This is a genomic window from Halopenitus malekzadehii (assembly GCF_900108505.1).
In the GTDB taxonomy this organism is placed as follows: Archaea; Halobacteriota; Halobacteria; order Halobacteriales; family Haloferacaceae; genus Halopenitus; species Halopenitus malekzadehii.
The window spans coordinates 202,328-228,204 of record NZ_FNWU01000002.1; the positions used below are offsets into that span (position 1 = coordinate 202,328).

Here is a 25,877-nt window from a genome sequence, read left to right on the forward strand (position 1 = left end):
TCCGATATGGCATCCACAACGCAGACCCCCGTCGCCGACGTGATGACGGCACCGCTCGAGACGATCGCCGCGGACGCGACCGTACGGGAGGCCGCCGAACGGATGCGCAAGCGAGACATCAATGCACTGTTCGTTCCCGGCGTCGATGCCGGGATCGTCACCACCACGGACGTCGTCGCGGCCGTCGCTGAGGGGGCCGATCTCGATGAGACGACGGTCGGCGACGTGATGACGGCGCCGGTCGAGCGGATCACGACCGCCGAGGACCTGTCGGAGGCGGCCGCGATGATGACCACCTTCGGGATCAAGCATCTGCCGGTGATCGACGACGATGGCGACTACGTCGGGATGGTCTCCACCACAGATCTGACGACCCAGCTCGCGTGAGGCGGCCCGGAACGACACGCCTTTTCCGCGGCCGCGTGTGGGACCGGTATGGAACCGAAACGTGAACTGTCGAGCATCGACCTGCGCGCGCTCGTCACCGAACTCGGGCGGTACACGGGCGCGAAGGTCGACAAGGCCTACCTCTATCCCGAGAGCCTCCTCCGATTGAAGCTCCGCGACTTCGACCACGGTCGCGTCGAGCTGCTGATCGAGGTCGACGAGTGCAAGCGGGCACACGTCGCGGACGCCGAGCACGTGCCGGACGCGCCGGGGCGCCCGCCGAACTTCGCGAAGATGCTGCGGAACCGGCTCTCGGGGGCCGACTTCGTCGGGGTCGAACAGTACGAGTTCGACCGGATACTCACCTTCGAGTTCGAGCGCGGCGACGAGGACACCCGGATCGTCGCGGAGCTGTTCGGGCAGGGGAACATCGCGGTGCTCGATGAGACGGGCGAGGTCGTCCAGGCGCTCTCGACGGTCCGTCTGAAGTCCCGAACCGTCGCGCCCGGTGCACAGTACGAGTATCCGTCCTCGCGACTCAACCCGCTTGAGATCCCCCTCGAGACCTTCTCGCGGCGGATGGACGAGTCGGACACCGACGTGGTGCGCACCCTGGCGACGCAGCTGAACCTCGGCGGGCTCTACGCCGAGGAGGTCTGTTCGCGGGCGGGCGTCGAGAAGACGCTCGACATCGCCGACGCCGACGAGTCGACCTACCGCGACCTCCACGACGCGATCGCCCGGATCGACGAGCGCCTTCGGTCCGGCGAGTTCGACCCCCGCGTCTACGAGGAGGACGGCCGCGTCGTCGACGTGACCCCGTTCCCGCTCGCCGAACGGGAGGACCTGCCGAGCGAGTCCTTCGACTCCTTCAACGCCGCCCTCGACGACTACTTCTACCGGTTCGATCGTGACGGCGGAGGCGGCGGCAAGGACGGCGGAACCGGCGCGGCGGAGCCCGAAAAGCCCGACTTCGAGGCGGAGATCGCCAAACAGAAGCGCATCATCGAACAGCAGGAGAACGCGATCGAGGGCTTCGAGGAGCAGGCCGAGGCCGAACGAGAGCGCGCGGAGCTGCTGTACGCGAACTACGACCTCGTCGACGAAGTGCTCTCGACGGTGCAGTCCGCCCGCGAGGAGGGGCTGAGCTGGGACGCGATCGGGGAAACGCTCGCGGACGGTGCCGAGCGAGACATTCCGGCCGCTGAGGCGGTCGAGGACGTCGACGGCAGCGAGGGGACCGTGACGATCCGACTGGACGACACCACGGTCGAGCTCGACGCGACCGCGGGCGTCGAGGTGAACGCCGACCGGCTCTACCAGGAGGCCAAGCGGATCGAGGGGAAGAAGGCCGGCGCACAGGAAGCCATCGAGTCGACCCGCGAGGAACTGGAATCGGTTCGCGAGCGCCAGGCCAAGTGGGAGGCATCCGACGGCGCCCCGACCGACGCGGACGCGGCGGGGGAGGACGGTCCGGAGGGCGACGGCGACGCGAGCGACGCCGAGGACGCCGACCGCGAGATCGACTGGCTGTCCCGCTCGTCGATCCCCATCCGGACGACCGACGACTGGTACGAGCGGTTCCGGTGGTTCCGGACGTCGGACGACTTCCTCGTGATCGGCGGGCGCAACGCCGATCAGAACGAGGAACTCGTGAAGAAGTATATGGACAAACACGACCGCTTCTTCCACACGCAGGCACACGGCGGGCCGGTGACCCTTTTGAAGGCGTCCGGTCCCTCCGAGTCCTCGGAGCCGGTCGACTTCCCCGACGCGAGCCTGGAGGAGGCGGCGCAGTTTGCGGTCTCGTACTCCTCGGACTGGAAGGACGGCCGCGGCGCCGGCGACGCATATATGGTCGAGCCGGACCAGGTCTCGAAGACGCCCGAGAGCGGCGAGTACCTCGAGAAAGGCGGGTTCGCGATTCGCGGCGACCGGACCTACTTCGAGGACGTTCCCTCCCGGGTCGCGGTCGGCGTGCAGTGTGAACCCGTGACGCAGGTGATCGGCGGACCGCCGTCGGCGATCCGCGACCGCGTGGCGACGAGCGTCGATCTGGAGCCGGGGATGTACGCCCAGAACGACGCCGCAATGATGGTCTACCGGGAGTTCAAGGACCGGTTTGCCGACCAGTCGTTCGTTCGGAAAGTCGCCAGCGCGGACCTGATCCAGGAGTTCCTCCCGCCCGGCGGCTCGGAGCTCATCGAGTGAGCGGCGGACCCGGAATTCGGGATTCGGAATCCGGGATCCGAACGCGGGATCCGAATGTGGAACCGGTCGACCGATCGGGACGACGACCGATCGAGACGACCGCCGACCGAAACGGCGGCAAACGCCGACGGAAAGGGCAAGAGTCACACGGCCGCCCGATCAGGATCCGGTATGAGCGACGAGACCGATCACGAGGACGCCGACGGCGCCGCGAGCGGCGATCGGATGACCGATGGAGGATCGACCGAGGGCGACCGAGCCGACCGCCGGTTCGAGACGCGCGCGATCCACGCGGGCCAGGAGCCCGATCCGGAGACCGGCGCGCTGATGACGCCCATTCACGCCAACTCCACGTATAAACAGGACGCGCCCGGGGAACACCGAGGCTACGAGTACTCCCGTACCGGGAACCCGACCCGGACCGACCTCGAAGCGAACCTGGCCGACCTCGAGTCGGGAACCCACGCGCGGTGTTTCGCATCGGGAATGGCGGCGATCAACACCGTCCTCAACCTGCTCGAGTCCGGCGACCACGTCGTCGCCGGCGACGACGTCTACGGCGGGACCCACCGCATTCTCACGCAGGTGTACGAGCAGTACGACGTCGAGACCACGTTCGTGGACACGACCGACCACGAGGCGGTCGCGGACGCGATGCGCCCGGAGACGGAGCTCGTGTGGGTCGAGACGCCGACGAATCCCCTGATGAACGTCAACGACATCGCGGCCCTGTCCGAGATCGCCCACGAGGGCGACGCGCTGTGTGCGGTCGATAACACCTTCGCGACGCCGTATCTTCAGCGCCCCCTCGAACTGGGCGCGGACATCGTCTCGCAATCGCTGACGAAATACCTCGGCGGCCACTCCGACACGATCGGCGGCGCGCTCATCGTTGACGGGAAGGGACTCGACGAGAAGCTCGGATTCTATCAGAATTCGGTGGGCGCGACCCCCGGTCCCTTCGACAGCTTCCTCGTGCTCCGCGGGATCAAGACGCTCCCGGTCCGGATGGACCGGCACTGCGGGAACGCCGCCGAACTCGCCCGGTGGCTCGACGACCACGAGGCCGTCGAGCGGGTGTATTACCCCGGCCTCGAGAGCCACCCGCAACACGAGCTCGCAAGCGAGCAGATGGACGACTTCGGCGGAATGCTCTCCTTCGAGCTCGACGGCAGCCTCGAACAGGGCTCGACGGTCGTCGCCGAGACCGACGTGTTCACGCTCGCGGAGTCGCTCGGCGGCGTCGAGAGCCTGATCGAACAGCCCGCCGCCATGACCCACGCCGCGATCCCCCGCGAGGAGCGGATCGCGGCCGGGCTCTCGGACGGCCTCATCCGCGTCTCCGTCGGGATCGAACACGTCGACGATATGAAGGCGGATCTCCAGCAGGCGTTCGACGCCGCCTTCTAAGCTGCGTCGTCGTCCGCGGCGATCTCCGCGAAGAGGTCCTCGACGCGACCGGCGATCTCCTCGCGGATCTCCCGGACTCGATCGAGGTCCTCCCCGTCGGGATCCAGCAGAGCCCAGTCGCGAACGTCGACGTTCGCGTCCGCGCCGAGCTCGCCGACGTCGAGCGTCGAACAGCCCATCGTGGCGACGTAGTCGCAGGAGCGCAGCTCCTCGATCGTGATCGCGGTCGGCGTCCGGTTCGAGAGGTCGATCCCGACCTCGGCCATCACCTCGACGACCTCCTCGTGGACGTGGTCGGCGGGCTGGGTACCGCCGGTGGCGATCTCGACGCGGTCCGTCAGTCCGCGGCGTTCGCGTTCGCGCTCCGCGACGGCGGTCGCCATCTGGGACCGGCCGGCGTTCCGGACGCACATAAACGCGATGCGGACGGGATCGTCGTCCGCGTCGTTCGAGCAAGTTGCGTCGGTGGAATCGACGGTGCGGTCGGTTGCAGTACGGTCGGTTGCAGTACGGTCGGTTGCGTTGGGTTCGGGTGGCATAGTGGATGATCCGGGGTACCGTTCGCGTCCGCTAGTCGTCCGTCGGCGACGTCTCCAGGCTGCCGGCGTCGAAGCCGTCCCAGTCGAACCGGCGCCGGAAGAACAGCGCCACGTTCACCAGTGCCAGCAGGACGGGGACCTCGATCAGGGGGCCGACGACGGTCGCGAAGGCGACGCCGGAACCGACGCCGAAGACGGCGACCGCGACGGCGATCGCGAGCTCGAAGTTGTTCGAGGCGGCGGTGAAGCCGATCGCGGTCGTCGTCGAGTAGTCGGCGCCGATCCCCCGGCCCATCCCGAAGCTCACGAGGAACATCACGACGAAGTAGATCGTCAGGGGAACGGCGATCAGCAGTACGTCGCCCGGCGCGGCGAGGATGGCGCCGCCCTGGGTCGCGAACATCACGACGATCGTGAACAGCAGCGCGACGAGGGTGAGCGGGTCGATCGCGGGGACGACGGTCTCCTCGTACCACTCGGTCCCCTTGTGGCGTGTGCCGACGAAGCGGGTCAGGAAGCCGACGAGGAACGGGATCCCGAGGAAGACGACGATCGCACGAAACACCTGCATCGGCGTCACGTCGAAGGTCGTGATGCCGGCGACGAGCGACTCCAGGCCCAAAATCGACGGGAGCACCAGCGCGAAGAACCAGACGTACACGCCGTAGGTGAGGATCTGAAAGAGGCTGTTGAACGCCACCAGGCCGGTGACGTACTCGGTCGATCCGTCCGCGAGTTCGTTCCAGACGAGGACCATCGCGATACATCTGGCCATCCCAATGAACACGAGTCCGAGGAAGAACTCCGGGCGCGCCGGGAGGCCGGGGACGACGCCGCCGAAGAAGACGACCGCGAGCCCGACCATCAGCGTCGGCCCGATCAGCCAGTTCTGGACCAAGCTGAGGCCGAGCACGCGCCAGTTGCTGAAGACGGTGGGCAGCCGCGAGTAGTCGGCCTTCGCCAACGGCGGGTACATCATCAGGATCAGCCCGATCTCGACGAGGTGAAGGTCCCGAATCGGCTGCGTGACCCAGGGTGCGACGGAGCCGAGCCCGACGCCGACCGCCATCGCGCCGAGGATCCAGACGGTGAGGTACTTGTCGAGGACATCCATCGATCGCGGGTCCCCGCAGTCCGGACAGCCACAGTTCGGGCCGTGCTCGTGGTCGACGTTACTCACCGACGCTCACGCTCCCTTCGAGAACGGTCACGAGCGCCACCGCGCGGTTGGTGGCTCGGTACTTCTTCCAGCGCCCGTCCTTTCGCCCCTCGACGACCCCGGCGTCGGCGAGCGTCGAGAGGGCGTGGCTGAGCCCGCTCTCGCTCACGTCGACGACGGCGTGAAGCTCACAGACGCACAGTTCCTCCTCGGCCGCCACCAGGACACGAGTGAGGGTGTACCGCGTCTCCGAGGCAAGCGCCGAGAGCACGTCCTGTTCCGCCTCGACGCGGTCGCTGCCGAGCGCGGCCTCAAGCGTGCCGAGCTCCGCCAGACGTCGATCGACGTCCTCGCTGCGGCACTCCTCGAGTTCGTCCTCGAGATACCGTTGGAGTCGTTGTGTCGCGTGCGCCATCGGCAGTTGATTGAATACTTGTTCAAGTAACTGTTTCGGTCGTTGGATATAGAGGGGATCCAAGCGGTATGTAGACAAACACGGAGAATTCGGCACTGTTCGGGTTTATAGAGCCCAAATACGGATCAGTAGTCGATCTCTCGACTGACACGTGTCCGATACGTACGGAGTGTGATCGGTTATTCGAAGCGAAGTAGTTGAATAGATCCTAAAACGAATCGGATCCGGGCTGCGTCACACTCGGTTCTCGCGGCCGGGATCGACGTCGATCGCGTCGACGGGACAGACGTCGACACAGAGCATACAGTCGATGCACTGCTCCTCGTCGGTCGGGTTCGCCTTGCGCTCGCTCTCGGGGTGACCCGGGGTGTCGACCCAGTCGAAGACGTCGACGGGGCAGTCCTCGAGACACGCGCCGTCGGCCAGACAGATGTCGAAATCGACAGCGACGTGCGTCCCCCGGATCCCCAGCTCCTCGGGCGGGTCGGTCGGCCCCCACACGGTGACCTCGTGTTCCTCGCCCACGTCCTCGCGGTTGGTTTCGAAGTTCGGATCGATACCCATCGGTATCCGAACGAAGTGGGCCTCGACATATAAACGGCCGGGGGACGGGACGCTCACACGAGCGCCAGGGTTTTTATCGTCGACGCCGAACGTCTTCGTATGAGTACCGAGACGGCCGACGGCGACGGTGACGCGGGCGCCGAGTCCACGGTCGTAGTGACCCCGAGCGCAGCCGAACAGGCGCTCGAGTTGATGCGCCAGGAGGGGATGGATACCGACATCAGCGGACTGCGGTTGTTCGTCCAGCAGGGCGGCTGTGCGGGGCTCTCCTACGGGATGCGGTTCGACACGGAACCGGAGGACGACGACGCCGTGGTCGAGCGACACGGGCTGCGCGTCTTCGTCGATCCCGCAAGCGAGGACTACATCGGCGGCAGCACCCTCGACTACGAGGACGGCCTCCAGGCCGCCGGCTTCCACGTGGAGAACCCCAACGTCGTCTCCGAGTGCGGCTGCGGGGAGTCGTTCCGGACGTAGTCCGAGACGCCACCGTTTATACCGTCGCTCGAGTACCGCACCGTATGGAGCGAGACGCCGTGACGTCGCCCGACGGCGATCGGGTCTACGTCGACCGAAGCGCCGGCGACCGTGGGAGCGAGGGGCCCTTTTACATCGTCTACGCCGACAAGCGCGGCGAAACGCGGTGGGGATTCCTGTGCGGGAACTGTGAGAGCCTCGACACCGCGATGGACACGATGGGACGGATCGAGTGTACCGAATGCGGTAATATGCGAAAGCCCGAGGAGTGGGACGCCGCCCACGAGTGATGCCGAGAGGTGACGCCGCTCACGAGTGACGCCGAGAGGTGACGCCGCTCACGAGTGACGCCGAGAGGTGACGCCGCTCACGAGTGACGCCGAGAGGTGACGCTCCGATGAATGACGGCCACCGTGCGTGACGGCGATCGACGATCGGCTCGGCACAACCGGGCCTACACACTTTTAATACGCCTCGCCGATCTTGTCCAGTTAATGACGAATTTCGACCTCGATACCGACATCGGATCCGGCTTCGGCCTCGATGACGGCCTCGACGTCTCGATCGTGGCGTGGGGGATCGCCGGGGTCCCGCTGCTCGTGACCTTCGTCCAGACGGTCCTGTCGCTGCTCGATCTGACCGCCGAAACGCTCGGTCTCCGTGGCGTGCTCGATCCGATCTACTCGATCGACGTCGTCTTCCAGGCAGCGGAGGTGTTCAAGGACCAACCATCGCTGGTCGCGGCGCTGTTCGTTCTCATCACGATCGCGTGGATCGTCCAGGGCGCCGCGATGATCGCCCTCGACCATCGCGACCTCGCGTTCGGCGCCGCCGGGCTCGCGTCGATCCTCTATCTCGTACTGTTCTTCGGCGTCTACTCCCCGCTTTTCGGGTCGGGAATCGCCGCCGGCCAGCTCGTCGTCTTCTTCGCGGTCCCCGTGCTCGCCACCGCTCTGGTCGTCTCCGCGGCGTGGATACACGACTGGTCCGAGGAAGTCCTCGCGGAGACGTCCGGCCGGCTCGGCGAGCTGGAGGCACGCATCGGCGACGCCCGGGAGCGCTTCGAGACGGCCTTCGAGGAGCGGGTCGGGTCGCTCGACGACCTCGAGCCGGTGGCACCCACCGGAGTCGGCGAGGCCGAATCAGCCGCCGACCGCTTCCACGAGCGGTGTGACGATCTCCGCGCGGAGATCGACCGCATCCAGCGGATCGAGGACCCCGACCGGCGCCGGGAGGAGGTCTCGAACCTCGAGTCGCGTGTCGACTCCCTCGATCCCGAGTCGGCCGTCGATCGGATCGCCGACGACCTTCGACAGCGTGTCGTCTCCGGCGTTCGAACCGAATTCGGCGACATCACGGTCCGGTCGCGATACGGGGGCGCGTACACCCTCGCGAACCTCCCGTCCCGATATCGCGAGGTGTCGTTGCCTCCGGACGGCGCCGCCGTCAGAACGGCGGATATCGATACGGTCCTCCAGGAGCGACTCGAGACCGGCACACCCCTTCCGGACGTGGGCGAGGCCATCGGGGCGGCGGCCGACCACCTCGATCGCGTCGAGTCACACCTCACGGACCACGAGGAGCGGGCCGATGCGACGATCGAACGCGTCCGGTCGCGGCTCGAGACCGTCGACGAGCAGCTCGACCGGCTCCCCGAGTCGGTCCGATCGAGCGCACGCGACGTGTTGGTCGAGAACCGCGAGGAGTCGATCACCGGCCGCACCGCGATCGAGCGGACGCTCGGCGACGCGACCGACGCGTTGCACGACTGCGCGTTCGACGAGTGCGAGCGACTGCTGGAGCAGGCGGACGCGGAAAGCGAACGACTCGTCGCGGCCGCGGAGTTCTTCCGAGCGCTCGACGGACGGGTCCAGCACGGCGGGTCGAGCGTCGACGTACCCGCGGCGGTGGACTCGGCAGCCGTCGAGGCGGTCGCCGAGGCGATGGGGGAGACCCACGATCGGTCGGTCAGCGTGACGGACGGCCGGGTCCGGATCGGCGACGGCGACGACGAGACGGACGCCGGGTCCGCGTTCGGACGGGGGAGCACCCGCGATACGACCCGCGACACCGGTGCCGATCGCGAGGAGAGCCGACACGCCGACGGTCCCGAGTCGACCGTCGACGACGGGATCTCGGGCGGAGTCGGGAGTGACGCGGATGTGGATGCGTCATCCACCAAACGGCCCGAGGAGGTCCTCGACGCCGCGTTGTACTTCCTGCGGGAGCTCGAGGAACACGCACGCGCGACCGACGGCGATCGGGTGCAGTACCAGATCGACGACCTCCCGACGACGATCGCGGAGCCGGACATGCTCGAGAACGTCGAACGGTTCCTGCGCAACCAATCCGACCTGATAACCGAGGTGGAACTGCAGGATCCCGACCCGCCCGCGTTTTTCGAGGTCGTCGTCGCCGACGAGCATCAGGCGACCGACGCGATCCGGACGGCCCGTGACCGGTACACGGAGCGATACGGGTGATCGATGGGCGGAGCCGGCTGATGGCTGGGATCGACCGATGGCTGGGGCCAACCGATGGGCGGAGCTCGTCGGTCGCGATGACGTGACTCGACCGTTCCCCTACACTTAAGCTATCGTCCTGACAGGTATACGGTATACTCGCTTATGCGCTGTAAGATCTGCTCACTCCCCGACTCACAGTGGGAGGATGACGACCTTGACGACCACCTCCTCGCGGCACACCGGGACGAACAGCCTGCGATCCGCGCGGTCTATACCGACCGATACGATCGCCTCTTCGAGGACGGCGACCCGCTCGTCGATCCCGAGGCGGAGGCGGACGCCGACGACCCCTCGGACGGAGAACGCCGAGCCGACATCCCCGGCACGTCGTCGGACCCGCCCGCCGAGGACGACCCGGATCCGCCGAGCGACGCCGAGTTCGACGTCGACTTCGAGGACAGCTACGGGAAGAAGTGGTTCATGATCGGCGTCGGCGGCGCCGGGAACAACATCCTCGATGCGGTCCTGCTCCGACGGGACACGCTGCGACGAAACAACGAGAACCGCGCGCTCATCTGGGAGGGCGGGCTGGCGGGCTACGGCATCCTCAACACCAACATCGCCGAGCTCGAACAGACCTACTACGCCCAGGAGGAGCGCGGCTACTCACGCCAGCAGCTGATGATGAACGCGATCATCGGCCAGGGTGCCCACGGCTACCAGGGAATGGGCCGTCGATGGGACCACGGCAAGAAGGTGATGGAGCGGGACTTCGAGGACGGCCGGAACCCCTTCCGTGAACGGTGGGATATGGACCCCCAGACGCTCCAGGACGCACAGGCGATCATGTTCGTTCACAGCGTCACGAAGGGGACCGGGTGCGGGTCGACGCCGGTGTTGGCCCGGAAGATCCGCGAGGAGGTGCTCAACGACGATTACGTCATCTCGAAGGCGTTGCTCTCGTCGGTCGTGATCCCCTCCGAGGGCGGGAACAACGGTATGTCCGGCGGGAAGGCGCGCGTGAACGGCGTGGTCGGGCTGGCCAGAATGTCGGCCGCCGTCGACGCGATCGTCCCCTTCGATAACGAGCGCCTGGAGGCGGCGGGGGCGGACATCACCCCGCGGATCGACGGGCTTCGGGAGTACAATCCGCCCCATTACGCCGACCTCAATCGACCGCTCGTGGCGTTCCTGGAGGCGTTCACGATGTCCTCGACGCCGCAATTCGTCAAACAGGACGCCTCGATGGCGATCCACGGCGACGTCTTCGACGTCGCCGACAGCTTCCGTCCGGTCGAGGACAAGTATCCGCTCGACCTCGACGCCGACCACCGGCCGGCGGTGATCCTTGCTCCGGTACTCGGTCGCGCACGCGGGGAGACGATCAACCGATCGCAACTCGAGACGCTCGTCTCGAACGCCCTGTATCAGAACCGGCTCGCGAAGTTCGACCCCGAGACGGCCTGGGGCGGCACCTTCCTCCTGTATGGTCCGGAACGGAAGATGGAGGAGGTTTCCCGGCTCGTCTCCGATGGCGTTGCGCGGGACATCCTCGCCAGCGAGGACTTCCTCGATGCGGCCAACCAGCCGGGGACCGAGTCGATCGACATCCACGTCGAGCAGCTCGTCACCCCGGACCTCGACGACGTCTACCTGTGGGGAACGCTATGGAACCCGCGGATGCCCTCGCTCGAGCGGATGTACGACCACGCAAAGAACATCAAGGAGGGGAACAGCCAGCAGGCGGAGAACCTTCGTGCGGTCTGGCAGGACGTCGAGCCGCTGTTCTCCTGTCTGGGCCGGGAGAACATGGCCTGAGAACGATGCCCGTGAATACCCTACCGACGGTCTTTTTGGGCCTGTTCGACCGGTCGAGCGACGACGGCGACGACATCGACCGGATCGCGAGCCGGCTCGGCGCCTCGGCATCGGCGGCCGACGTCGAACGGCGGCTCGACACGTTGGGGCGGTCGATGGATCGGCTCGTCTCCGCCGCCGACCTGCCCGAGTCGGCCGGACCGTCGCCGGATTCCGACCCGGTCGAGAAGGCCGAATCGCTACGCCGGGCGGTTGAAACCGACCGCATCCGGATCGAGGGGTCCGCCCCCGGCCGCGGGAACGATGGACGCAGCGAACGCGCCGGCACCGGCGGACGCGGCAGTACCGGCGGTCGCGATCGGGCGGCGGCCGAGGCCGAAACGGTTCGGCAGGCCGCGCGGAGCGTTTCCCGGGAGGTTCGCCCCAGCGCATCGGTGTCGAGCCGGCTGCTCGATCAGCTGTCCGGCTCGCGACGGGCCACCGAGGAGCAGGTCGAGGAGACCCTCCGTACGGCCCTCGAGCACCTGGACGCCCACGAGCGGGCGATGGACGTCGTCGACCGGACGGACGGGGTCGAGGACGTCGCCGAACTCGCCGAACGACGCCGGGACGCGTCGAGGCGGAACCGACGGGAGGAGAACGGCCGCGACCGGCTCCAGGAGGCGGTCACGGAGCTGCTTGCGGCGGTCGACGTCAAGGTGGACGACGACGAGACGCTCGACCGCCGCGTTCGGGAGGCGACCCGAAAGGTGCGCGAGCGGGAGTCGACGCCGAGTCGAGGGTCGACGCCGAGTCGGGGGGAGGGACCGGGGTGGGAAGAGGGACCGAGTCGGGGGACGGGACCGATCGAGGGAGACGGACGGCGGGACGACCGATCCCGCGGTGGGACGGCTTTGGGCTCGACGGACGACTCGGAGAGCGTTCGAACCGCGGTCAGACGCGCTCGGGAGTCGACGGCGCCGCGGTCACGGGAGGCGCGCACCCTCTTCGAGGCGCTCGAGGCGGGGCGCGTCGAGCCGACGACCGACGCGCTCGAGACCGCCGCGACGCGGCTCGACGAGCTGGCGACCGCACGAAGCCTGCTCGACAGCGTCGACCCCGGAGACGTCTCCACGCTTGCGGGGACGATCGACGACCGGCTGGCCGATCACGAGGGGCCGATCGTCGACCGGCTGGCCGACCGCGTCGAGGAGCTGGACTCACGGATCGACCGGATCGACGAGACCAACCGCGTCCTCCTGGTCGCGGCTCACGAGGAGTTGACCTTCTACGACCGACAGCTCCTGGGCGCACTGGAGGCGACGACCGGCTCCGGCGCGGAAGCGGATACGGAGGCGGTCCACGATCGTGTGGCCTCGCTTCGCGAGCGTCGCGAGACGATCGAGACGGCGTACGTCGAGGAACGATCGGATCACAACCACAGCATCCCGCTGTACTTCCTCTCGATCGCTGACACGTATCTCGAGGAGGCGACCGAACGACTGAACGCCGGAGAGCCGGCCCGTGCCGACGGAATCTGTACGGTGACGGAGGCCGTCATCGACCACATCGAGGGGCTCTACGAGCAGAACCAGTACAGCGTGATGTTGCGGAGTCTCCGTGGGTAGGCGTCGGCGCTCCGACGTTCACGGCGGGCCGACCGGTGGGACGCTGGGCCGGGATCGAAACGGACGGACGCTGGAGGGATCCGTCACCCCGACAGAACCTGTCACCGCTCGGTCACTCGGAAGATATATGTGGGAGTTGCCAGACGTATTATCTGACTTTCGGGTATGGTGTATCTATTCGTGGGTACGGGACAGGCGGGCAGCGCTCTGGTGGACGAGGTGTTCGCCCACGAGGGCATCCGCATCGAAGCGGCACCGCTGGCGTTGAACTCGACGGTGCGCGATCTCGAGAACCTCTCGCACATCGATGACGACGAGTGGATCGGCGTCTCGGAGACCGACGGGCTCGTTCCCGGAACCCAGGCGGGGTTCGAGGAGGTCGTTACCGGTGGGTTCGGGCGGCGACCGCGACGCGCGAACGACGTGATGGAACGGCACGGCCAGCAGCTCGTTCCGATGCTCGAGAACCGGTTCGGCGAGGACGGGAACGTTCCCTTCGCGTTCGTCTTCCTCGGCCTCGGCGGCGGAACTGGGTGTGGGATCGCCCCACACGTCGTGGACGCGATCCGCCGATACGCGGCCGGCGACGTCAAGGTGATCGCCGTCGCCGTCCTGCCGAACACACAGGAGTCGGTTCACGTCGACGCCTCCGAGGACGACGAGACGGTGAGCGCCGGCCGACAGGCCTCGAACGCGGTCTACGGGCTCGATCGACTCGAGGAGACCGTCGACGGGATCATGTTGGTCGACAACCAACGGCTTGGCTATGAGGACGCCGCCGAGGGACGCTTCGCCGAGTACAACGAGTACGTCGCCGGGTCGGTCGTCGACCTGGTCTCGGGGCCGGTCGTTGAGCGGATCGACCCCGGGGAGTACGACGAGATCGACGCGCCGATCATCGACATCCAGGACATCGTCACCTCGTTGTCGTTCGGTGCCGGCCCCGACGGTGAACCGGGGTACGGGACGATCGGCCGGTCGATCGAGATGACGAAATCGCTGCCGGGATACTTCCTCCCGCTCATCGGCGACCAACAGGTCGACGCCGCCGAACTCGCGTATCTCGCACAGGCCAAACAGAGCGTCGACGACGTCTCCTTCGGGGACGCGAAGAAGGCGATCGGCCACGTCCGCGCGCCGCGGCAGTACATCGCCGACCCCGAGTACCAGATCGAGATCTCGGAGGTCCGCCGCCGGCTGAACGAGCACTGTTCGGAGGTGAACCTCGGAATGGTGCCGACGAGCCGCAACCTCGTCTCGTGTACGACGGTGTACACGTTCGAGCGAACCGACCTCAACCGAATACGGGAGATCGAGGAGATCGCCGAAACGTATGAAGCGGCCTGACGCTCCCGCCCATCGGATCGCCATCGGCGTCGCCCTCGTCAGCGCCGCCGTCGTCGCGATCCTGCTGTTCGTTCCGATCACGGCCGGGAGTGACCCGGCCTCACGACTGGCGGCGGCGAGGGCTGCCGTCGCGCTGACGGAGCAGTTGCCGCTACTGGTCGGCGTCGGCGCCGGATTCGGACTCGCCGCCGGGTCCGTGATCGGCGCGCTTCGTGCCTACGATCAGGAGGTGACGGATCGATGACGCCGGGACGATCGCGGGTCCTCACCGGCCTCGTCGCCTGCTGGCTCGTCGTGGCGGTGGCCGTCGGCGGCGTCGCCTCGGGTGCCGCAGCCGCCGGCTACCAGGACGCGAACGCGGCGTGTTCGAGCGAGGCGGCAAGCAGTCAGTTCTCGCTGCTGCTCCTGCTCGAGAACGGGGACGTGTTCGGTCCGGGGACGGAGGGAGCCGTCGAACTCTATCCGGACACGGAGGCGCGACTCGTCTTCTGCGACGAGACCACGGCCCAACCACCCGACAGCGCCTGGAATCTCGCCGACACGGACTTCCTGGAGCGGGGTGACGGCGGGGACAGCTACTACACCGTTCGGACGGCCGACGTCGACGTCGAGACCGACCTTACGACTGCGATCGCGGGGAACAACCCGGAAGCGGCCGGCCCGACGCTACGGATCGTGACCGCGAGCGAGTCGACGCTGTCGTACCTCGAGGACCCGGTGACGATCCGGTACGCCGGCGGGACGGGTGATTCGTCCGGTCCGGTGGCGGATGAGCTGGCCGCGTACAACCGGTCGCTGACGGTGGTCGCGGAGAACCGATCCACCCTCGAACGCGCGGCGAACTCCTCCGCGCCGCTGAGCGCCGACGTCACTGCCACGGAGCTCGCCACCACGCGGAGCCGGCTCAACGAGACCGGGGAAACGCTCTCGGTCGCGCTCTTCGCCTCCGCTCGAAACGGAACGCCCGGAGCGGCTGACGGATACCTGGCCCACCAGGACCACCACGACCGGGCGCTTGTGGCGTTCGAGGAGTCGGTGGATGCGTATCTGGCTGCTGCCGCCGCCGAAGCGCGGACGGCCCGACTGACCGCCATCGGGGTCCTCCTCGGTTCGTTCGTGGTCTTCGGCGGCATCGGCGGCGGCATCGGAAGCTGGATAGCCAGCCGCGACCTCCAGTCGATCCGCCGGGAACGTCGCCGCCGCAGCAACGTGGGATACGGCTGGGGCGACCTGAAGAAGGCGTTCGCGATCGCCGTCCTCGGCGTGATCGCGGGACTCCTCTCGTCGATCCTCCTCGGATCGACGCTCCTCGAGGTGCTCTTATGAAGAACAACGTTCGATACACGCTACAGATCGGTGGCATCGTGTTGGTGACGACGATCCTCGGGTTGGGGATCTTCTGGTATTTCGGCTCGCAAACCGGCTTTTATGCCCTGATCGTCGGGATCCCGGCGGTCGTGATCGGCGCCGCCGTCGTCTACGCGCGGCAGTCACAGCCGACCGGCGGCGGCGGGACGACGCAGTACTTCGAGGGGAAGGCTCAACGCGTCGGCGAGGACGTCCGAACCCTGCTTCGGGACTACGAGCAGCTCGCCGGAGAGCTGTCGACGTGGGACACCGACCCGATCGAGGAGGACGTCTCCTACCTGCTTGACGAGCTCGCGGAGGCGGGCGTCGAGTTCGACCGGGCGACGAACCGGTTCGAGGTGACCGGAACCGGCGACGTCCGCGATCTCGAGCGGATCGAGGGGCGCGTCTCCGAACTGCGCTCGGAGATCGCGGACTCGGCACGCACGCACGTCGGCGGAACGCTCGACGACTGCGTGGACGCACAGCGCCGCCTCCAGGACGCCGGATTGATCGACCGCGTCGAGGAGCCCCAGTCCCCCGACGGGGAGTCGTTCACGGCGCTGCTCGATGCGCTCGACGGCGCCGAGGCGGCGATGGACGCGGCGATCGACGACGCGGCCGCCGAGCTTGACGCGATCGCCGAGGCGACCGACGCCCCCCTCGACCCGATCGATCGGGGTGTCGGCCGGGCCGATGACGCCCTCGAGGCGGGCGAGTACCACGCCGTGGCCGATGCGCTGCTCGATGCGCGTGATGCGCTCGAACAGGACCTCTCGACGGACTTCGAGAGCGAGCGGTCGGGCCTCGAATCGTTCGTCGACACCGCCGGGTCGTCGGTCGTGACCGACTACGTCTCGCCGGCCCTTCTCGACGATCTCGAGGACGTCCACGAGGAGCTCGAAACGGTCGACTCCGCGCTCGATATGGCGCGCATCCGTGAACTCACCGCCGACACACGCTCGATCTGCACCGAGATGATCGACACGATGAGCACGGAACTGGACGACCATCTGCGAACCCTTGCGGACGCGGACGTCCCCGACGACTACTACGAGTACCAGTCGGCGGCCGACGAGTCGTACGTAAGCGATCTGCGGGCCGCGGACGACCTCGATGCGTACCGGTCGATCTGGCTCAACGCCGCCGGCGAGCTCTCGGCGGCGATCGACGCCGTCGAGGACGAGGCGGCCGTCGCGGAGGCGTACGGAACCGTCGAGGACAACATCACGGAGACGCTGCGTGCCACCGGCCGCGTCGGGGCGTCCGACGTCCCCGTCAAACAGGCGGCCGCGTTCTTCGAGTTGTACGCGGATCTCCACGAGAACGCCACGTACGATCCCTCGGCGCCGGCGCTCGTGGCCGAGGACTTCGGCGAAGCCTACGACGTCACCGTCCAGGCCGGCTTCGACGAGGGAGGGCCGGAACGACGGATCGACGTCTCCCTCGTCGGTGGATCCCTCGAGGAATCACGGACGATCGAGACCCACCTGCTCGACGTCGTCACCTTCGAGGAGGTTCCCTACGGGGAGTACGACCTCACGGTGACGACCGACGAGGAGGGGTACGGGACCGTCGAGCGCGAGGTCGTCGTCGACGACGACCTGGAGCTGGAGGCGACGATCGCCGAGGTCGCGCTCCGCGAGGAGGTCTGTTCGGGGATCGAGGACGACGCTCGTGACGCACTCCCGGACGCCAGGGACCTGTTCGAGTCGGAGTTCAACGAGACGGAGTACCTCTCGACGGCGATGGACTTCCCGATGAGCGACGACTTCCTGCCGTGTCTGCTCGCGCTGTGGGCCGAGGAGGAGGGACTGACCGCCACGCGCGTCGACGGCGACGTCCTGGTCTACGACGGCGAGCAGTTCGGAAACCGGCTCGCGAACATCGTCCGACACAACCTCTCGGAGGGGGAGTCGATCCCGTATACACAGATTCGCAACCGGTATCTCGCGGTGCCGGCCTCGGACGACCTGATCGTCGACACCCTCCAGGAATCGCCGGTCGCGTCGGCAATCGAGTGTGATGAAACCGAAGTGACGAAGCTATCCTAACTCCACCATCGAACATGTCCCACACCCAACGAACCGACACGTACACGCGCTGGGCAGTCATCGCATCCGGCGAGGGAGGCGGTCGCATCGCCTCACAGTTCTTCAGCCGCCGGGAGAACCCCGGCGTCGAGGACCGGATCCTCGTCATGAACACGAACCGGACGGACATCCGGAACACGATCGACCGCCTCGAGAACACCCTCGGCGACTCGGATTCGCTCGGCGACCACGCGATGGTCTTCGGCAGCGACGAAGGGGCCGGCAACGTCTTCGCCGACGGCGAGCGGCTCGCCGAGGAGAGCATCGACGAGATCATTCGCTCGATCCGCGGCGTGGTGCCGACCGCGGACGCGTTCATGCATATGGCGACGCTCGGCGGCGGCACCGGAAACGGGTCGATCCCCTACACGATCCGAACGTTCAAAAACGGGAGCGACAGCGATGCCTACGAGCCCTGGATGGAGGACGTCATCCACGCGGCGATCGGCGTGTGGCCCTACGAGGACGAACCGCCCCAACAACAGTTCAACGCGGTCTGTGGGCTCTCCCGCCTCCTGCGAATGCCGGACGGGACACAGAACGCGGACATGGTCCTCCTCGGCGCGAACACCCACATCGCCCAGATGGGCAACGGCGACGATGATCCACACGGCCATCCGAACGACATCGTCAACGAGCGGCTGATCGAGGCGTTCGACCTGATGATCAGCGCGGGCCGGGAGACCCAGGGCGTGATCGACGTCCAGGACTACGTGAGCGTTCCCTCACAGATCGGCGCGTACCACTTCACGCCGGCCATCGCGACGGACATGAACGCGAACGTCTACGACCTCGAGTACATGTTCGAGAAGGCCGCGGAGAACGCCTTCGTCCCGATGGACGTCTCGACGACGAAGACGGCGTTTGCGATCGTCCGGGCGCCCCGTGGGCTGGCCAGCGACGAGGAGTTCAGCGAGAACGCGGTCAACTCCGCCTTCGAGTCCTGGAAGCGGGATCGGGGGATCGACGCGCCGGGGATGTCGACGGTCTCCATCACCGACGGCGCCCGCGACAAGGTCGACGTCTTGTTGCTGCTGGGCGGCTTCGATCTCGAGCCGCTGTTGGACCGCTCCTGGGACGCCTTCGAGACGCACAAGACGCGGCTCGAACGCGGCCGCCGGCTCGGCAACGCGTCGATCGCCGCCGACCAGATGACCCGGATCGAAGAGAACCTCGACGAGTACATCAGGTTCCTGGAGGAGTGAATGAGCCGGACCCGGACACGCATCGACGCGGTCGCGTTCACTCTCCTGCTGCTGGTCGCGCTCTCGGTCGCGCCGGTCGCGGGGGCCGCCCTCGATGCGGGCGGTAGCGACGCCGCCGGCGGCGCGGATGGCGGATCCGCCGTCGACGCACGCGGGAGTATGGCCGTCGACGATCGAACGCCGACGACGGCGACGGCGATCGATCTCGGTGCCGCCGGATCGGCGGCACGGAACGTCGAGACGAACAGCACGGCACGGAACTCGAACCTCTCGTTCACACTCGATGGACCGACGCTCGAGATCGAGGTCTCCACCGACGCCTTCGAGAGCGAGAACGAGACCGGGATCGACGTCGTCGTCGCGGATGAGGACCCCTACGAGAACCTCGACGGGTCCGAGTCGAACGGCACCTACATCTACGAGGTCGATCTCACCCAAGGGTCCTTCGACGACCTCTCGGACGCGACGGTGACGGTCTCGCGGACCAGTGACGGGGAATCACTCGGCGATGGAACGGGCACATTGTGGTACGTCGACCTCACGGGCGACGGCGCCACTTTCGACGGCCAGAACCAGCTCACCGTGCCGATCGAGCAGTCGATCGGGCTGCAGGGGAACCTGCGGTTCACGCTCTCGGCAGGCGGTGAGGAGGCCGATGTCTACGCCGAACGGATCGATCCAGCAAGTGATGCTGACCCCGATCGGCTCCGGTTCGTCCGCAGCTCCGGGTTCGAGACCCTGATCGGAACGGGCGAGGACATCGAGATCGGGGCCGCGGACCACGAAGATGCCCCGCGTGTCGGATCTCCGACGACGATCGCGGTGGACGACATCACGAACAATCCGCAGGTACGTCTCGACGCCGGTGACGTGGTCGTCGCCCATCCGCAGATCGCCAACGGGAGCGAGTACGTGGTCACGATCGAGGGAACGATCGGTGACCGGTCCCCGATCACGACGCGAAGCATTACCGCCGAGGCCGGCGGTGAACTCCGGTTTTCCTCCGAGGGCCTGGTGCTCGGCGCGCCCGGATCCGAAGTGGAAGTCGAGATACAGGGAGCCGGCGGAACGGTCGGATCGGGGACGACCACGATCTCGGGGTCGGTCCTCGAGGCGAGAGTGACGAACGCCTCCACCGTCGTCGTCGATGGGCTAAGCGACACGGTCGCGCTCGACACGAATGACGACGAGAACGCCACGCCGACCGTCGACGTCTACGTCTCCTGGGAGAACCGGTCGGGCGAGCCGCGCCTCCTCGAGGACGTTCCGGTCGACGTCGACAACGAAACGCTCGTCGTCCCCGAGACCGGCTACCGGCTCACCGGAACGGGACATACCCTGTTGATCGTCACTGAGGAGGACGAGACCGCCGTCGCCTCGATCGTCGACGGATCAGCGGACGAGGACACCGGCGTCGAACCCCTGACCGGCGGCATCGGCGGCGCGGGCGGGATCGTGGGGATCGTCGGTACCGTCATCGGATCGACGATCGGGCAGGCCATTCTCGGGTTCCTCCTCGTGGTCGTCATCGGCGGGATCGGGGTCTTCAAACTGACCTCCTCGGGCGGATCGGACGGTCCCGGTGGATCCGGCGGCCGCGGTCAATCGGGAGCCGGCGGCGGAATGGGCATCCAGACCGTCGACGTCGATCTCGTCGACGCGAGCGGCGACCCCGTCGACACGACGCGAACCGTCGTCTTCGAGCCGACCGGCGGGATGGCGAACACGATGAACCCGCAACAGAAACGGGTTGCCGGGAGCGGGGAGGTGGACGTTCCGGAGCAACAGTACTACGTGCGCGTCGAGGGGAGCGACACGGGTACGACGCTCCCGCGCGGCCAGGAGTCGATCCGGGTCCAGGTGCCGCCCCAGCAGGGGACGGTCACCGTGCATAGCGCCCGCGACGAGGACGAACGCATCGCGGGCGCGGAGATCCGGTGCCGGGCGCCGGAGGACGTCATCACCACCGACGTGGACGGCGACGACCTGCGGACCGACGGCGACGGGACGACGACCCTCGAGCTGCCGCCGTCGGTCGACCCTGAGTCCGTGACGCTGGAGGTCGAACACGATCGCTACGAGTCAACCGAGTCGGGACTCCAGCAGTCGATCGGGTTGGAGCCGAAGACGGGGACGATCGTCGTCGAGACGGGCATCGACGGGCAGTCGGCGGGCAACGTTCCCGTGTCGGTTCAACCGGTCGGGGAGTTCCCGCGCGCCAACGACGGCGGCACGGAGGCGCGAAGCGACGACGATGGGTCGGTGACGATCGACGACCTCGTGATCGGGGAGTACCGGGTCACGGCGTCGTTCGACTCGGACGCGATCGTCGACGTGGACGAGGAGACCGTCGAGGTGGTGGCGGACGAGCAGCGCCGCGTCTCGATCGACGGCGCGTTCGACTTCGATCTCGCGCCGTATCAAGCGCGGATCGACGAGCTCAACGAGGAGATCGCCGACCTCACCCGGTCGAACCGCGACGGCGCGATCCCGTATTACTACGGAAGCGTGCTCACCGCGGCGCTGGATCTCCTCGCGACGTTCCCCGACCAAGGACTGCTGTTCGTCGAACACGGCGTCGATCCCGACGAGGTGACCGAGGCCGTCCTTGCGGCGGTCGCGGACGCGATCGAGTACACCCGCGACGCGATGACGACGAAACAGAACGTCGACCTGTTCGGCGCGTGTTCCTCCCTGCGCAACGAGCGCGTCCGCTGGGAGGGCGATCCCGCGGTCCTGACGACGTCCGGAGACGATCGGCGATCCGGGGGATCCGGGCAGCGGTCCTCGTCCGGGCGCCGGGGTGGAGGCCGGTCCGACGATCGACGAGGGCGTTCCGGCGGGGGAACGGGCGCCTCCCGCGGGAGCGACCAGCGGACGGCGATGCTCGAGGAGCTGGTCACGGTAGTGGCGGCCGATCGGGCCGACCACCGTGGGCGGACGGCCGACCGGCTCGAGGAGACCGAGGCGGTCCTGAGCGAGCGGCGCGGGGAGGTCTCGACGGTCTCGCCGGTCCGAGAGCAGTACGACCGGATCAAGGACCATCTGTCGAGTACGCCCGGCGACACCCGGACCGAAACGCGGGTCCAGTTCGTGGTGTCGGCGTGGATGCTCGACGCCGTGCAACGCGTGTTCGATCACCCCGAACTCGTGGACCGACTGGAGGAGACGGTGTTCTAATATGGTGACGCGACGATCCCTCATCGTTATCGGCGTATCGCTGCTTGCGTTGTCCTCGCTCGCGGTCACGGGGGCCTCGGCGGACCACGGGTCCGCAGGCGAGTATCTCACGCAACTGAACGACCTCCGGAACGCGGAGGCACTGACCGAATACACCGAACTCGACCTGGCACGGAGCCAGGCGGTCGTCGAGTTACAGACGGCCGCGGAGTTCGATTCGTCGATGGATACGAGGATGCATCACCTTCTGAACGCGATCCTCGCGTTCCAAGAGGCGTACGCGGACGCCGATGAGAACCCGATCGAGAGCGTCGACCACGCCACGGAAGCGCAGTCACACCTGAACCAGCTCTTGGACGCCGGTGGGGAGGAGTACGCCGGTCTGGGGACGGTCGCGCTCGAACGGTTCTACGCGACCCAGGGAGAAACTCTCTACGAGCAGGCGCAGGCGGCCGAATCGACCCCACGGCGGCTCGAGCTCCTCAACGCGTCGGTTCGCGCCTTCGACGGCGCCGGGGAGTCGGAACGGTTCGCCGACGCCCAGCTGGAACGCGACCAGCTCCTCGCGGAGTACGAGAGCGACATGAACCGTCACGACGAGCTCGTCGGCGACGCGAACACCTACCTCGAGGGCTGTGGCGCGGCCTGTGAGGGCCCGACCGACTACGTCCTCTCCGGTCCCTTCGGCGCGATCTCCGAGTACACGGCGGCGATGAGCGCCCACGGAGACGCCACCGAGGCCGCCGCGATCGCCGATGAACACGGACTCGACGGGGACACGAGCGAGGCCGCGGCGATCGAGAGTCGGGCCTTCACCGCGATGGTGTCCACGGGCGTCGCAAGCGCCATCCTCGCGTTCCTGTATGCCGGCGTCTTCATCGCCGTCGCCGCCGGCGTGATCTGGCGGCTATCGATCTGGGCACGCGACCTCCACACGAGCGCCCTCGACGATATCGTGACCCCCCTGGAGGTGGACGATGCCTGAGGCGATCGGGGTGCGACGGCTCGCGGTGATGGCCGTTGCCCTGTCGGTGCTCGTCGGGCTCTCGATGCCCGTCGGGGCGGCCTCCGGCAGCGTCACGATCGACGCGGCGATCGACAGCGGGTCGGAATCGACGACGATGCAGTTCACGTTCACGGCCCCACAGAACGGGACGATCACGAGTGCGGATGAGCCGTCGACCGGCGACGTCTCATTCACGTTCGACGATCGGCTCCCGATGACCGTGCAGGCGGGCCAGACCTACCGCGTCTCCTACAGAGCGACTGCCGACCAGAGCGCGTCCGAGGGGACGTACAGCGAATCCGCCAGCCTATACTACGACGACGGCAGCACCGCGACGACGGAGTCCCTAGATCTAACCGTTGACGAGGCGGAACCTCGGTTCGGGAGCGTTCAGGTCGACGATGCGCCCGTCGAGGTCGTCTTCACGAGTAGCGGTTCACAGACCCAGAGCGTGTCGCTTGACGTCCCGAACACCGGGAACGGCGCGATGGTCCCGGAGGACGTCGCGTTCGACACGCCACAAGGGATCTCCGTGAGCGCCGACCGAATGCCGTCGCGGATCGACGGCAACCGGGAGGGAACGATCGACCTCCAGGTGACCGTCGATCGGGATGCGCCGACGGGGACGACACGGGTGTCCGGCACGGTGCAGGACAACCTCGGCACGTCCGGCGGCGACTTCAGCTTCGACGTCGACGTGAGCACGCCGCCGGTCGCGGGCGTCGCGGGCAGCACGGTCGACGTCGGCGACGTGCTGGTGGGGTCGAGTTCGACGGCGGAGTTCCGGGTCACCGAACAGGGCGGGTTCACCGGCCTCGACGGCCTCGAGGTGTCGGGCGGGTCGGATGCGGACGGATCCATCGCCTTCGACACCAGCGGCTTCTCGACGAGCGCCGGCGGGTCGGACACGGCCGCGGTTCGGATCACCGCGGATTCGGACGCCCGACAACACGAGACGCTCCGGTTCACGACGGACATCTCGGGGACGGATCCCGACAGCCCGGCCACGTCCGTCACCTTCGAGGCACGGGTGATCTATCCGGCGACGCTCGCGGACGTGCGCGTTCCGATGCGCACCTTCGAGTTCGACGAGCCGCGCACGGTCTCCACCCAGCAGACCGACGCGACCGTCGAGTTCGAGAACGGCGGCGACCTCGAGATGGACGTCCAGTCGGTTGACGCGTCGGTGAGCGACTCGCGGATCGAGGCGAGCGTGACCGACGTCCCGGGCGCCGTTCCGGGCGGCGGAACCGGGGAGGCGACGGTGCAACTGGCCGCCGATCCGGACACGCCGGAGGGGACCTACACCCTCCAGGTGCGGGTCGATGCCGGCGACGCGGGCACCGAGACGATCACGCGCGAGATCGAGGTCCAACACGGTACCGACCTCGCGGTCGGCGAGTCGAACGTCGCCTTCGGCGAGGTGACGATCACCGAACAGCGGACGCGGACGATCGACGTCGGCGAGGCGCTCGGGTACAACGACCTCTCGAACGTCGAACTCGAGCGGGTCTCCGGGCCCGACCGATGGCTGACGGTGAACCAGGAGCCGCCCAGCGACATCGACGCCGGCGAGACGGGACCGCTCGTCTATAGCCTCCAGTTCGACACCGATGCCGAGGCGTATCAGGAGTACACCTGGCGCTATCGCGTCTCCGCGGACGGCATCGAGGCGGAGACCATCGAGGTGACGGCGGTCGCCAGACTTCTCTCGCCGGAGGCGATCATCGGCGACCTCGGGGAGCAGGCGAGCGCTGGCGGGTGGCAGGCGACGACCGCGGAGTCGACGACCGGGGCACTGCGGTCGATGGAGACCCGTCTCCAGGAAGGCGAATCCTTCTCGAACGGGGACATCCAGCGGACGCTGACGGTCGGGCAAAGCACCGTCGTGCTGATCGACTCCGTCGAATCGGCCCAACAGTTCCAGTCGGAGGGCAACTACGAGGCCGCCCAGCGTGAGGTGATAAGCGCGATCATCGCCCGGAACATGGTCGCCCAGTACGCCTCGAACATCGAGGACCAGGAGACGTCGGACGCGCTCGAGACGTCGGTGTCGGCCACCGAGGACCCGGTCGCGTCGATCGTCGACGAACAGCGGTCCCACTACGAATCAGTGCTCGAGGACGGGGAGGCAACCGCGCTCGAACGACACTTCGCGAGCGACAACCTGGCCGAGCTGGCCAGACAGCGCGGCAACGGCGACCAGGCAGACGAGTACGAATCGACCGCCGAATCGAGCTTCGCGGAGTATCAGCAGCAGGTTTCGACCGGCGTCGACCATCGAACGACGGCGATGAACGACCACCGGGCCTTCGCCGACAACGCCACGCTGACGGTTCTGGGCCAGCCGCTTGTGTTGAACCCGGCACGGATCGACGAGGTCACCGCGCACGCGGCGAGCGTTTCCGGAGACCTCGAAGCGGCCGAATCCGCGTTCCGCGAGGCCGGCGCGACCGGCGAGGCGGAGGCGGTCGCGGGGACGCGCAACGAAATCGGGACCGAGTTGGCGATCCTCCGGTACTCGTTGTACGGCGCGACCCTGCTGTTCGCGGTGGTGTTCCTCCTGTTCGTGGTTCGGGAGGTTCTCAACGCGCGGACCTTCGTTCAGGAGTCCCAGGAGGCGACGGCGGGCGACTTCCTGCTGTAG

Annotated in this window: 20 protein-coding genes; 16 read left to right on the top strand and 4 right to left on the bottom strand. The window is 67.4% G+C overall.

Features of this window, described 5'->3' with window-relative positions:
- Window positions 1-6: 6 nt before the first annotated feature.
- The 3 genes from BLW38_RS06350 (at window position 7) to BLW38_RS06360 (ending at window position 4,008) form a co-directional block, all read left to right on the top strand.
- Entirely contained in the window at window positions 7-387 is a 381-nt protein-coding gene (locus BLW38_RS06350; protein ID WP_092816103.1) for a CBS domain-containing protein, read from the top strand.
- 48 nt (window positions 388-435) lie between these two features.
- Entirely contained in the window at window positions 436-2,598 is a 2,163-nt protein-coding gene (gene rqcH, locus BLW38_RS06355) for a ribosome rescue protein RqcH (protein ID WP_092816105.1), read from the top strand.
- A 171-nt stretch (window positions 2,599-2,769) separates the two neighbouring features.
- Complete coding sequence (locus BLW38_RS06360) at window positions 2,770-4,008, top strand: cystathionine gamma-synthase (RefSeq protein WP_177167454.1); 1,239 nt, start codon at window positions 2,770-2,772, stop codon at window positions 4,006-4,008.
- On the opposite strand, the gene BLW38_RS06365 is transcribed toward BLW38_RS06360, so the two are convergent.
- The 4 genes from BLW38_RS06365 to BLW38_RS06380 form a co-directional block, all read right to left on the bottom strand.
- Window positions 4,005-4,421, bottom strand: a complete 417-nt coding sequence (locus BLW38_RS06365; protein ID WP_245710092.1) for an arsenate-mycothiol transferase ArsC — start codon at window positions 4,419-4,421, stop codon at window positions 4,005-4,007. The genes BLW38_RS06360 and BLW38_RS06365 overlap by 4 nt on opposite strands.
- Before the next feature lie 157 nt (window positions 4,422-4,578).
- Window positions 4,579-5,727: an ACR3 family arsenite efflux transporter gene (arsB, locus tag BLW38_RS06370; RefSeq protein WP_092816109.1), complete on the bottom strand. Its 1,149-nt coding sequence runs from the start codon at window positions 5,725-5,727 to the stop codon at window positions 4,579-4,581.
- Window positions 5,720-6,121: an ArsR/SmtB family transcription factor gene (locus BLW38_RS06375; RefSeq protein WP_092816111.1), complete on the bottom strand. Its 402-nt coding sequence runs from the start codon at window positions 6,119-6,121 to the stop codon at window positions 5,720-5,722. Before BLW38_RS06375 ends, arsB begins: the two co-directional genes overlap by 8 nt.
- A 234-nt stretch (window positions 6,122-6,355) precedes the next feature.
- On the bottom strand, window positions 6,356-6,685 hold the full coding sequence (locus BLW38_RS06380; RefSeq protein ID WP_021074781.1) for a 4Fe-4S dicluster domain-containing protein: 330 nt from the start codon (window positions 6,683-6,685) through the stop codon (window positions 6,356-6,358).
- A gap of 99 nt (window positions 6,686-6,784) precedes the next feature.
- On the opposite strand from BLW38_RS06380, the gene BLW38_RS06385 reads away from it, so the two are divergent.
- From BLW38_RS06385 to BLW38_RS06445, 13 genes are all read left to right on the top strand, one after another.
- Entirely contained in the window at window positions 6,785-7,162 is a 378-nt protein-coding gene (locus tag BLW38_RS06385; protein ID WP_092816113.1) for a HesB/IscA family protein, read from the top strand.
- Window positions 7,163-7,206: 44 nt separating this feature from the next.
- Entirely contained in the window at window positions 7,207-7,452 is a 246-nt protein-coding gene (locus BLW38_RS06390; protein ID WP_092816115.1) for a DUF5816 domain-containing protein, read from the top strand.
- Window positions 7,453-7,656: 204 nt separating this feature from the next.
- Complete coding sequence (locus tag BLW38_RS06395; RefSeq protein WP_218143035.1) at window positions 7,657-9,645, top strand: hypothetical protein; 1,989 nt, start codon at window positions 7,657-7,659, stop codon at window positions 9,643-9,645.
- Window positions 9,646-9,789: 144 nt separating this feature from the next.
- Window positions 9,790-11,445: an FtsZ/tubulin family protein gene (locus BLW38_RS06400; protein WP_092816117.1), complete on the top strand. Its 1,656-nt coding sequence runs from the start codon at window positions 9,790-9,792 to the stop codon at window positions 11,443-11,445.
- A gap of 5 nt (window positions 11,446-11,450) precedes the next feature.
- Window positions 11,451-13,052 (top strand): coiled-coil domain-containing protein, encoded by a 1,602-nt coding sequence (locus BLW38_RS06405; protein ID WP_143040822.1) that lies wholly within the window; start codon window positions 11,451-11,453, stop codon window positions 13,050-13,052.
- A gap of 165 nt (window positions 13,053-13,217) precedes the next feature.
- Complete coding sequence (locus BLW38_RS06410; protein WP_092816121.1) at window positions 13,218-14,399, top strand: FtsZ/tubulin family protein; 1,182 nt, start codon at window positions 13,218-13,220, stop codon at window positions 14,397-14,399.
- Window positions 14,386-14,643: a hypothetical protein gene (locus tag BLW38_RS06415; protein ID WP_092816123.1), complete on the top strand. Its 258-nt coding sequence runs from the start codon at window positions 14,386-14,388 to the stop codon at window positions 14,641-14,643. Before BLW38_RS06410 ends, BLW38_RS06415 begins: the two co-directional genes overlap by 14 nt.
- Window positions 14,640-15,725, top strand: a complete 1,086-nt coding sequence (locus tag BLW38_RS06420) for a hypothetical protein (RefSeq protein ID WP_092816125.1) — start codon at window positions 14,640-14,642, stop codon at window positions 15,723-15,725. Before BLW38_RS06415 ends, BLW38_RS06420 begins: the two co-directional genes overlap by 4 nt.
- Complete coding sequence (locus BLW38_RS06425) at window positions 15,722-17,800, top strand: hypothetical protein (protein WP_092816127.1); 2,079 nt, start codon at window positions 15,722-15,724, stop codon at window positions 17,798-17,800. Before BLW38_RS06420 ends, BLW38_RS06425 begins: the two co-directional genes overlap by 4 nt.
- Before the next feature lie 14 nt (window positions 17,801-17,814).
- Window positions 17,815-19,044, top strand: a complete 1,230-nt coding sequence (locus BLW38_RS06430; protein WP_092816129.1) for an FtsZ/tubulin family protein — start codon at window positions 17,815-17,817, stop codon at window positions 19,042-19,044.
- Window positions 19,045-22,224 carry a hypothetical protein gene (locus BLW38_RS06435; protein WP_092816131.1) on the top strand — a complete coding sequence of 1,060 codons (3,180 nt, stop codon included), beginning with the start codon at window positions 19,045-19,047 and terminating at the stop codon, window positions 22,222-22,224.
- 1 nt (window position 22,225) lies between these two features.
- On the top strand, window positions 22,226-23,209 hold the full coding sequence (locus tag BLW38_RS06440; RefSeq protein WP_092816134.1) for a hypothetical protein: 984 nt from the start codon (window positions 22,226-22,228) through the stop codon (window positions 23,207-23,209).
- Window positions 23,202-25,877 (top strand): COG1361 family protein, encoded by a 2,676-nt coding sequence (locus tag BLW38_RS06445; protein ID WP_092816136.1) that lies wholly within the window; start codon window positions 23,202-23,204, stop codon window positions 25,875-25,877. Before BLW38_RS06440 ends, BLW38_RS06445 begins: the two co-directional genes overlap by 8 nt.